The sequence below is a fragment of the Mesorhizobium sp. M7A.F.Ca.CA.002.05.1.1 genome, from assembly GCF_003998335.1.
Lineage (GTDB): Bacteria > Pseudomonadota > Alphaproteobacteria > Rhizobiales > Rhizobiaceae > Mesorhizobium.
The window spans coordinates 1-5,678 of record NZ_RZQI01000360.1; the positions used below are offsets into that span (position 1 = coordinate 1).

4 protein-coding genes are annotated in these 5,678 nt (G+C 63.8%); 3 read left to right on the forward strand and 1 reads right to left on the reverse strand.

Annotation, left to right across the window (positions count from 1 at the left end; all coding sequences use genetic code 11):
* On the reverse strand, positions 1-1,783 hold a 1,783-nt coding region (locus EN939_RS18600; protein WP_164751067.1), incomplete at its 3' end, for a mechanosensitive ion channel family protein.
* A gap of 240 nt (positions 1,784-2,023) precedes the next feature.
* Here EN939_RS18600 and EN939_RS18605 point away from each other — a divergent pair.
* The 3 genes from EN939_RS18605 to EN939_RS18615 form a co-directional block, all read left to right on the forward strand.
* Entirely contained in the window at positions 2,024-3,283 is a 1,260-nt protein-coding gene (locus EN939_RS18605; protein WP_127269174.1) for a sarcosine oxidase subunit beta, read from the forward strand.
* Between the two features lie 16 nt (positions 3,284-3,299).
* Positions 3,300-3,614 carry a sarcosine oxidase subunit delta gene (locus tag EN939_RS18610; RefSeq protein WP_127269175.1) on the forward strand — a complete coding sequence of 105 codons (315 nt, stop codon included), beginning with the start codon at positions 3,300-3,302 and terminating at the stop codon, positions 3,612-3,614.
* Positions 3,611-5,678: 2Fe-2S iron-sulfur cluster-binding protein (locus EN939_RS18615; RefSeq protein WP_127269176.1), on the forward strand; the 2,068-nt coding region annotated here is incomplete at its 3' end. The genes EN939_RS18610 and EN939_RS18615, both read left to right, overlap by 4 nt.

Genomic DNA, 5,678 nt, shown 5'->3' on the forward strand with positions numbered 1-5,678 from the left:
GGTCTATGCCCGCCGCCGAGATGCCGACCAGTGCCGCGCGCGCGACGCCGGCATAGCCGACCGCCAGCCTGATCGAGTTGCGCACGCCGGTATCGACCTTGCCACGCGCCATCACCGAACCGTCGAGCCAGCCCTGGAACCAGCGCGTCAGGAAATAGCCTATGATGAAGACGACGATGCCGGAGAGGATGCCGGTCACCGAAATGGTCACCGACCCGATGTTGATCCCGGTTGCGAGCTTGTAGGCCCAAGCCTGGATATCGCCCAGCTGGAAACCCCACATCAGCAGGATCAGCGGCAGGAACACCAGCACGATCATCACATTGATGGCAACGCTGACGACAAGGCCGAGCTGGTCGAGGGCCGTATCCTCGTAGCTGGATTTGGCCGACAGCCAGCGCCCGACGGTGGTGTTGGCGAAAGCACCCTCCTCGCCGATCGCCTGTGCCGACAGGAAACCGATATAGGCGGTGATCAGCGCGGTGCCGGTAACGACGACCTGCAGCGAAACGAACAGAGCGAGGCCGATGTAACCAAGCAGCGCCGCGACGATGGTGAAAAGACCGAGTGCAAGCGCCGTATAGCGCAGCCATGCCGGCCACGGCCGCCAACTTCCATCACGCGCCTTGAATGGCCTCAGCATCGCCATCAGGATCAGGATGACGCCGACGATGATGGTTGCGCCGAAACTGCGGGCAATGGTCAATGACAGCGGCGAGCCCATTTTGTCGTTGATCACCGACAGGAAGGTGTTGACGCTGATGACCACGGCCATGGCGGTGGTCAGGCGCACCAGCCAGCGCGCCGGCCCCGTTTCGACCGGGATAAGGCGCCAGTTCGGCAGCCGCGGCTCCAGCGCCGCATTGGTCAGCCGGTTGACGCAGAACACCACGCCGATGGCGGTCGCCAATGCATTGAGGAACAGGCCAATATCACCACGCAACACATTGTAATAATTGAAGAAGAAAATCGTCGATCCCAGAAAGGCGGCAACCGCCAGCGTTGGCAGCAAGGTTGACCAGAAAGCCACCGATAAGCGGCTGAGATAGGACGGGTCCTCATTGGAGGGATCGGCTTCGAACACCCTCCCGAACAGCCGCCTGCCGCCGACCAGCAGCACCAGCGCCAGCCCGAGCGCCACGAAGGTCGCTGCGAGGATCGCCTGGAACTTGAACTTGAAAGCGAAGCTCAGCCAGGAAGACACCGCCTTGTACAGATTGGTGTATTCGTCCTTGGCGTCGGAGAAAACCTGCGGGCTCAGCGCATCCGACAGCACGTAGCGTTTGGTCAAAAGGTTGCGGAACAACTCGCTGCGCATATTGCCGATCTTGTCGATCAGCCCGCTGATGCGGATCGACAAGGACTGGGCCTGCGAGATGACGGCGTTTATCTCCGCCTTTTCCGACACCAGCGCCTGGCGCTCGCCGCTGACGATGTCGGGCTCCGGCGGCTGGCCGGCGGCGGGCGCTGGCCCGATCTGTTCAAGCCGGCTGTTGATCTCGCCAAGACGCGTGCGGAAAGCCAGTGCGCTGTTCAGCGATTGCCGAGACAACTCCTCGAGCTGCAAGCGGATATCGACGAGGCTGCTATCCTCATCGGCTTCCTGTTGGATCTTCTTTTCCAGATTGTCGGTCTTGGTCGTCAGGTCCTGCAGGATCTTCTGCTGGTCGGCGACCAGCCCGGCTGGCGCCTGGCCAAGCCCTTGTGCAGCCGCGTCGAACGACATCGGCGCCGAAACGACAAGCGTGAGGATCAAAATGAGACGAAGCAATCGGAAAAGCATGATTTGTTGGCGACTCACCGGCGGCAAAGGCAATTTGAAAAAGCCTGTCCTTGATAAAGACGGCCCTATCATGGGGCAAGCCGTCGTATCGCGAGCCCACCCGATCATTGGCGCCACCGATCACTCACCCCCATCCATCCATCTCAAGCGTCGGCCAGTCGAAAGGCGATGGCGCAATACTGGCTTTGCGGATGCGGCCTGCTCTATAGTCTGCCGCATCGCCCGAACCGGATGACATCAATGGCAGAGTACTCGGCCTTTTCGCTGCTCGCGAACGCGCTCAAGGGAAACAAGGATTGGAAGCCGGCATGGCGCAAGCCTGACCCGAAGGCGTCCTATGACGTCATCATCATCGGTGGCGGCGGTCATGGGCTGGCGACCGCCTATTATCTTGCCAAGGAACACGGCATCACCAATGTCGCCGTTGTGGAAAAGGGCTGGCTCGGTTCCGGCAATGTCGGCCGCAACACCACGGCGGTGCGCTCGAACTACCTGCTGCCGGCCAACACCCGCTTCTACGAACACTCGATGAAGCTGTGGGAGAACCTCTCGCATGAGCTCAACTACAACGTCATGTTCTCGCAGCGCGGCTGCCTGAACCTGGCGCACACGCCGGCCCAGTTCGACGACTATGCAAGGCGCGGCAACGCCATGCGCCATCTCGGCGTCGACGCCGAACTGATGACGAAAGCTGAGATCAAACGTCTGATCCCGGCGCTCGATGTCTCCGAAAGCGCGCGCTTCCCGGTGGTCGGCGGCTTGATGCAGCGCCGCGCCGGCACCGCCCGCCACGATGCGGTAGCCTGGGGCTATGCGCGTGGCGCCGACCGGCGCGGCGTCGACATCATCGAGAATTGCGAGGTCACCGGCTTTCTGCGCGATGGCGACCGCATATCAGGCGTCACCACTTCGCGCGGCGACATCCGCGCCAGGAAGGTGGCCGTGGCGGTCGCCGGCAGCACCGGACGCGTCATGCAGCTGGCCGGCATCGAGACGATGCCGATCGAGAGCCATGTGCTGCAGGCCTTCGTCACGGAATCGCTGAAACCCTTCATCGACACCGTCGTCACCTTCGGCATGGGCCATTTCTACATGTCGCAGTCGGACAAGGGCGGCCTCATCTATGGCGGCGACATCGACGGCTACAACAGCTACGCCCAGCGCGGCAATTTGCCTGTCGTCGACGAGGTGATGAGCGAAATGCTGGCGCTGTTTCCGGGCCTTGCCCGTGTGCGCATGCTGCGCTCCTGGGGCGGCGTCTGCGACATGTCGATGGACGGCTCGCCGATCATCACCACCGGTCCCCTGCCCGGCATGTATCTCAACTGCGGCTGGTGTTATGGCGGCTTCAAGGCGACGCCGGCCTCGGGCTGGTGCTTTGCCTGGACCATCGCCAAGGACCAGCCGCACGATCTCAACGCCCCCTTCACCCTCGACCGCTTCCACCGCGGCCTGGTGATCGACGACAAGGGCCAGGGTGCAAACCCGCGGCTGCATTAGCAATAGGTAGAGTCCAATGTTGATCACTTGCCCCTATTGCGGTCCGCGCGACGTCATCGAGTTCACCTATCAGGGTGACGGCAATCGTGAGCGTCCCGACTCCGCCTCCCAGAATTTCGAGGCGTGGAATGCCTATGTCTATGACCGGCTGAACCCGGCCGGCGACCACAACGAGATATGGCAGCATTCCGGCGGTTGCCGCGCGCATCTGCGCGTCGTGCGCAACACGCTGACGCATGAGATTTCCAGCGTTGCCTTTGTGCGCGGTGATCATCAAGGGCGCGGCGATCATGGCTCCGCCGCGCGCCGCAAGGCGGAGGACAAGGCATGAGCCCGCGCCGCGCCGATACCGGCGGCCGCATCGACCGGCTGAAAACCATCCGCTTCACCTTCGACGGCACGGCCTACACCGGCCATGCCGGCGACACGCTGGCGTCGGCGCTGCTGGCCAAGGGCGTCACGCTTTACGGACGTTCGTTCAAATACCACCGCCCGCGCGGCCTGCTGACTGCCGGCGTCGAGGAACCCAACGCGCTGGTGACGGTGTTGAAGGGCGAGGTTCGCGAGCCCAACATTCCGGCGACCCTGGTCGAAATCCATGACGGCCTGGTTGCCATCAGCCAGAACCGCTTTCCCTCGCTTGCCTGGGACATCAACGCCGTCAACCAGCTCGGCGGCAACATCCTGTCGGCCGGGTTCTACTACAAGACCTTCATGGGACCGGTGTTCGGCCCGCTCAAAGGCACGCGCTTCTGGATGTTCTGCGAACACTTCATCCGCCGCGCAGCCGGTCTCGGCAGCGCCGGAACGGCGAAAGACCCGGCCCGCTACGAGCGCATGAACGCCTTTTGCGACGTGCTGGTGGTCGGCTCCGGCCCGGCCGGCCTGATGGCCGCCAGGACCGCCGCCGATCAGGGAGCGCGCGTCATGTTGGCCGATCTCGAGCCGCTTTTCGGCGGTTCGGCCAACTGGTCCGGGGAAACGATCGATGGCGCACCAGCTGCCGATTGGGCGCGCCGCACCGTCGCCCAGCTCGCAGGCCGCGACAATGTCCGGCTTTTACCGCGCACCACAGTGTGGGGTTATTACGACAACAACACGCTTGCCGCGCTGGAACGGGTCAGCGATCACAAGGATCAGCCAGGCAAGGGCGAGCCGCGCCATCGCTATTGGGCGATCCGTGCCAAATCCGTGGTCCTGGCCACCGGTGCGTTCGAGCGGCCGCTCGTGTTCCCCGGCAATGACCGGCCAGGCGTGATGCTGGCGCATGCAGCCGAGCGCTATGCCAACGAATTCGGCGTGCTGCCGGGCGAGCGGATCGCGCTGTTCACCAACAATGACAGCGCCTATCGGGCGGCCGTCGCCTTGAAGAAGGCCGGTGCCGCGGTCGTCGCCATCGCCGATGTCAGGCCGGAACTTTCGCCGGAGATGCGCAAGCTGGCCGCGGAAGCCGAGGCCGAGATCTTCGCTGGCCATGCCGTCGTCGCCACCGAAGGTGGAAAGGCGCTGTCCGGCCTCAAACTGCAACGCTTCGATATGGCCAACGGCACGCTCATCGGCGATGCCCGCAGTATCCACGCCGATTGCCTGCTGATGTCCGGCGGCTGGTCGCCGACCATCCATCTGGCCAGCCAGGCCGGCGCCAAGGCGGAATGGAATGCCGCGCGGCAGGCCTTCCTGCCGCCGAAGCCAACACAGAGCTGGATCGGCGCCGGCGCCTTCACCGGCAGTTTCTCCACCGCCGAAGCCATCGCCGAAGGCCGCGCCGCGGGCCTTGCCGCAGCCGGTGGCCCCAGCGCGCCTTCTGTATTGCCGGCGGTGGAAGCCGTGCCCGGCGATCCTGATCCGGCACCGGTGTTCGAGATCAGGGCCAAGGGCAAGAGCTTTGTCGACTTCCAGCACGACGTGACGGCAGAGGACGTGCGGCTGGCGCACCGGGAAGGCTTTGTCTCGGTCGAGCATCTGAAACGCTACACCACGCTCGGCATGGCGACCGACCAGGGCAAGAGCTCCAACGTGCCCGGCCTTGCCATCATGGCCGAAGCCCTGGGCAAGCCCATCCCCGAAGTCGGCACGACGCGCTTCCGGCCGCCCTTTGCGCCGGTGTCGATCGGCTCGCTGGCGGCGGAACGTTTTGGCGATCTCAAGCCCGAACGATTGACCCCGATGCATGATTGGCATCTGGCCAACGGCGCGACCATGTATTCAGCGGGCCTCTGGTATCGCCCGATGATCTACGGCCATGCAGGCGAAACGGTCGAGCAGGCCTATGTGCGCGAAGCCAAGGCGACACGCGAAAGCGCCGGGATCGTCGATGTCTCGACATTGGGCAAGATTGCCGTGCAAGGCCCCGACGCCGCCGCATTCCTCGACCGCGTCTACACCAACATGTTTT

Bases quoted from the DNA above. Each gene is read 5' to 3' on its own strand.
- EN939_RS18610 (WP_127269175.1), top strand. From the start codon at position 3,300: ATGTTGATCACTTGCCCCTATTGCGGTCCGCGCGACGTCATCGAGTTC.
- EN939_RS18605 (WP_127269174.1), top strand. From the start codon at position 2,024: ATGGCAGAGTACTCGGCCTTTTCGCTGCTCGCGAACGCGCTCAAGGGA.